Annotated in this window: 1 protein-coding gene and 1 pseudogene; both read right to left on the bottom strand. The window is 65.0% G+C overall.

Annotated features, from left to right (window positions below):
- Window positions 1-106 (bottom strand): annotated as a pseudogene (locus AX703_RS27150) (IS5/IS1182 family transposase); the annotation flags it as partial.
- Window positions 107-357: 251 nt separating this feature from the next.
- Entirely contained in the window at window positions 358-4,962 is a 4,605-nt protein-coding gene (locus tag AX703_RS02175) for an AAA family ATPase (RefSeq protein WP_197423582.1), read from the bottom strand.
- Window positions 4,963-5,033: the final 71 nt, after the last annotated feature.

Raw genomic sequence — 5,033 nt, 5'->3', positions numbered from 1 at the left:
GCACGAATGGCTCTGCCAGCGCCCACTCCGCATCCGTCATATCCGATGGATATCGCAATCCCTCCCGGCTATGCTCGCGCCGGGCAATACCAGTCCATGTCACCATTCACTCCATCTCTTCGCAAAGAGGCGTGAATCACAACATGCTGGTATTGCTCAACAACTTTCGGTTCGGGCTCTTAGAACGAAGCCGCCGCGCTCGCGCCGGGCGAACCCGTCATTCTGCTTCATGTCGGCCGAGACCCGATGAAAGGCGTGGCCTTGGCTTCGCGCACCCTGGATCTGACGGCACCGTTCGACGAGACGCATCTCAAGCCCGAGCGCTTCACCGGGTTCGAATAGCGAGCGGAGAACGTCCTACGGCTCGCGCGGGACCGCGCCGCCGAGCGCTGTGTCCGGTAGATCCTGGTCATCGATCCGTTCGGGCTGTTGCGTCTCGCTGAGCGTAACCGCCGCTGACGAACCCTGAGCCTTAAGCTGCTCCAACAAAGCAACCGCGCACTCCAAGAGATCCGCGCGGCTTTCCTCGTCCGCATCCTCAACCTCATCGTCCGGCAGGCCCGCCGGATCCTCGCCGAGCAGGATCGCGCGCTGCCGCGCGGTCGGCTTCTCGAAGGTTTCGTAGCGATCCAGCGCGTGGAGGCAGAAGCCATCCGAATAAAATAACCGGGTAAAGGCGCGGCGGCCGCCAAAGCCATCGCTATGCGTCTCGCCGAAGACCGACTTCTCGCCCGCGACCGCCCAGATCGCGACCAGCCCCTCGCGCGCGAGCATATCGAGAAACGAGGTCCGCTCGACCAGTGCCACGTTGCGGCCGGGCTGATCGACCGAGGGGTCCATGAACACCACCCGGTCCTCGGCGTCGCGATATTCGATCAAGTAGCCGTCGGAGAGATGAAGACCCAGTTTCTCCATCAGCCAGCCCGCGGGCAGGTTGAGCGTGATATTCTGAGTAATCGAATAGTCGTAACCGTTGCTCTCGGCATTATATTCGGCGGTGGGAGGGCGCACGGCTTGGCCGGGCAGCTTCCAGTCGGCCCCATTGGGCCGCCATTCCGCGATCCAACCATCGTCGGCGCGATCAGCGAAGGCCCAGGGATGTTCCCCTAGATGCGTGCCATAGGAATCTCCGCCCGCGATCGGCATGTCGTGCTGCGCGGTCATGTGAATCTTCTTGAGCCGCGCCAACACCGCGTCACGATCCGTCGCGCGAACGACGGTGCAGCCGACCCTGCGCCATGATTCCGAACGGACGCCCGTCCTATTGTCTTCCCACAGCTCGAACCCGGTCAGGACCAGCCATTGGCGTTCGTCCCGGCTTCTCACTTCGACCGTGTCCGCGCTGTCGAGCATCGCGCTGTCGGCGTTCAGCCAAGCAAGCGCTTCGTGCGGCGTCGCGGCGTCGATGCTCGGGGCATAAGGCGCCCAAAAGCCGGTTTCCGCGCCGCTGCGCCAGCCATCGTCCTCGGTGCGCTCACGCAGCATCGAGGGATCGAGGTTCCGGAGACGATCGGGGCCGAGCTCGTCCGCGCGGGGCATCAGCGCGAGATTATCCGCCATCCGCGCGGCCAGCTCATAGGTTGCGAGCCACTGGTATTTCTTGCCGATCCGTTCGACATCGTGACTGTTACGCCCGGTCCGAATGGTGCGATCAAACGCGTGATGCAGGGCTTCGGACCAGCCCAGCGCATGCGCGCGCCACATCACCCAGCGCCGCGCCCAGGCGAGGTTGAAGCCCGCCGCACCGCGTGGCGCGAAATCCTGGTACATGCCTTCGTCGCGCCAGCTTTCGGCGCGCGCGCGCCAGTCCTCGAACCGTTCGGGTCCGATCGCGTCTCGAAAGGCACGCTTGGAAGCGCGCAGCGCTTCGCGGCGATCGGCATGGACCGGTCCGTCGCGCTCCCCTTTGATTGCCGCGATCTCGCTCATCATCGCCGCATAGGCATCGCGATCTGCAGCGCTCGCCCCGGCGGTGAAATCGGTAAGCCACGCGGTGTGCAGGTCCTTGGCGGTGGGAAGCGTTTCGGTTCCGCGCGGCGCCGGGCTGAAGCGCCGCGCCACCGGATCGACGACATAGCGCGCGAAATCGCCATCTTTCAGCGAAGAGACGATATCGTCCTCGATCGGCTCGCCGCTGTCATAGGACGCTGTGAACCCGGCAATCTGGTCTTCCGATACATGCTCGATCGGCCATGCGCTGGCAAAGGGCGCCCGCGTCGAGGCGAGATCGAATCCCGACGGCAGCGCTCCGCGCGCGGCGGCATAGCCGATCAGCCCGGAGGCGTGATCGCGCAGCAGCGCGTTAGCCGGCGGAGAGCCACCGGCGAACAGGCCGGCCTGCAGCAACTCGGCGCCCGCGCGCAATGCGTCGAGGCTCCAGCGCCCCTGCATCGCGGCGCCGTACAAGGCCGCAGCGAGGCGTTCGACGACATAGAGATCGTCGAGGCCCAGGAAATCGCGCCAGAGCTTCATCGCTAGATCCGGGCGATCGGCGAGCAGCACCACCAATGCCTTGGTCGCCTTGTCGCGCACGGCGCGGCGAGTCGCGGTCAGGAACCAGATGAGCTGGACCGCGGCGAGCTCGGCTCGCGCGTCCGAGATGCCGGCGGGATCGGCTGCGCGAACCCAGTCGATCAGATGAAATGCCGCCTCGGGCGCTTGGGCGAGGTGTACCGACCAGCGCGCGTCGCGATCGGGCATCGGCAGGCCGCGCAATTCGCGATCGAGATGCAGGACATTGTTGGGATGACCGGGCTCCGTCGCGAGCGCGATTAGCGTCTTGTACCGCAGCATCGGCCCGCCGAGCCGGTCGACCAACTCCCAGGTTCGCGCCGTGATCGCGTCGAGGCGGCGGGCCTCGAGGCTCTGTTCGAACGCCGCCACAAGCCCGGGCTCGTTGGGCAGGCCGGGAAGATCGGGAAGCTCGACGCCGAATTTCTCAGGGAGCTGGACCGCCAGCGCCTCGAGCAGGCTGGGGACGAGCCAGCTTTCCTCGTCGCTCAGCGCGGAGTGCAACGGCGTTCCTGGGGCGCAGATCGTCGCGGGATCACCGCCGCCCCGCGACAAAAGATCGGCGGCGATCGCATGATCGCCCATCCGCTCGAAGGTGAAGCGCACCGTCGAAACCATATTCCCCATAGTGTTGTACACGGGCTCGACCGAGAGCATCCCCTCATTTTCGAGCTGGAAAAGCATATCGTCGTCGCTCGACTGGCCCGGATGCACCGCGCGTACGATCGTCTCGGCGCGATCGAGATCGAGGTGCGATCGGCCCGTATCGGCCATCTCGCGCACGAGCCCCGCCAGTGCCTTGTCGGCGGGCGTGCGCCCGGGCGGAACCTTCAATTGACGATGGACCCGCCGCAGCACCGCAGCGGTATAGGCGCGGAAGATGTCGCTGACGCCGCCAAGCCCGCGCGCGAGCAAGGTTTCGCCTTCATAATCGAGCGCGTCGCAATAGAGGCGCAGGAAGAGCGGCGTCTGAAATTCGGCAACCTGGAGCGGGGTCTCCGGTAGGGTCATGCCGCGCCGCCTCAGATAAGCGCGCACTTCGGCGACGGAAAAGCCATGATGAGCGATACGCGGCAATTTGGCTTCATCGAGCGTGTCGGGGATGACGAGATCGACATAGGTGGTCCGGCACGACAAGACGACCGCGATCCAGGGAAATTGCGCAACGTCGTGGAGCAGCCCCGCGAGCCGTTCGGGCCAGATGGCTTGCCCGTTCTTCTCGTTGAGCGCGTCGATCGCGATGAGCGCGCGCGTCCCCGAAGTTTCGCCTGCGGCATTGAGCGCGCCCAGAAACTGGCTGACTTCGAGATGGCGAGGAAGGTCGAGGCTCTTGAGAATTTGTTCCCAAGGCTCGGCATCGGCGAGAGTTCCGCCCAAGATCATCAGCGCCGGGCGCTCACCGCCCAGTTGGTGGGCGCAGGCATCGGCAAGGAGATGCGACTTTCCGGTTCCGGCGGCACCGTAGACAAGGAGCGACTGCCGGTTGAGCAACGCCCAGTGGGGCTGGCGAATTATGCCCAAGAAGCCGCGAAGCCGTGCCGCGAGATCCGACACTTTACTCATTTCCTCGCTCGGACCCTGCCCGCCATTGGCGGCATCGAGCTCGTCGTGCAGCGCGAAGGCAGCGTCCGCGGCGGCGCGGATCAGGTCGCGCAAATCGGAAATGGCGACGGTTCGGCTCTCAGCCATAACCGAAAACGCAGTCGCGGCGGCGCCGCACGCTGCCTCAACAGGCGTGCCCGAAACCGGAAACGCCGTTTCGGCGGCGCGGCGGATCGCGGCGCCGAGCGCGCCCAGTTCGTCGAAGAACGCGGGATCGCCGGCCACGGCGCGGATCGCCTGGCCGACCGGCAAATCGATATGGCCTTCGGGATCGTAGCGGTCGCCTAGGCTCGACCGCGCACGGTCGAATCGGGTCTTGAACCAGTCGGCCGTGAACAGTTGCTGGTCGAACCAATAAGCGACGCGGCCGGCGGCGCGAGGGTTGCTCGCGGTCAGGCGCTGGCGCAGTTCGTGCGCGTCCCACCGTTCGATCGCGATAGTTCTGCCTGTTGCCGCGGCGGCGTCGATGCGACCGGTACGCCAAGCCTCCCATTTGCTGAGCGCGGTCTCGACGTCTTCCTTGCGCGAGTCGGCCAGATCGAAGGGAAAGCAGGCGATGAAGCGCGTCATCTCCAGATGTTTGACCAATGCCTTGTCGAGCGACTTGTCCAACGACCGAAGCGCAGAGCCGATGTCGAAATAATATTTCACCTGCCAGCCGGTTTCCGAGCCATCCGCGAGCGTCTCGAAACATTCGACGCCGCCATCGCCGCCGCCGCCCTTGCGATCGAACTTTACCCGGCCGGGCGAGACCTCGTCATTCGCCAGCTGGCAGCACAGCTCCTCGAACGCCATGGACTGGTTGCCGTGGAGGCGGATCTTCTTGAAGTCGATTTCGGGCAATGACATGATGGCTCCATCGGTAAGAGCCCGATCCGAAACTAAGTTGAGTGGTATCAGTGGGTTAGCTTGACGACCCG

The sequence above is a fragment of the Novosphingobium sp. CCH12-A3 genome, from assembly GCF_001556015.1.
In the GTDB taxonomy this organism is placed as follows: domain Bacteria; phylum Pseudomonadota; class Alphaproteobacteria; order Sphingomonadales; family Sphingomonadaceae; genus Novosphingobium; species Novosphingobium subterraneum.
Note: the sequence above shows the minus strand (reverse complement) of the source record. Positions and strands in the feature narration are given on the sequence as shown.

Bases quoted from the DNA above. Each gene is read 5' to 3' on its own strand.
- AX703_RS02175 (WP_197423582.1), bottom strand. From the start codon at position 4,962: ATGTCATTGCCCGAAATCGACTTCAAGAAGATCCGCCTCCACGGCAAC.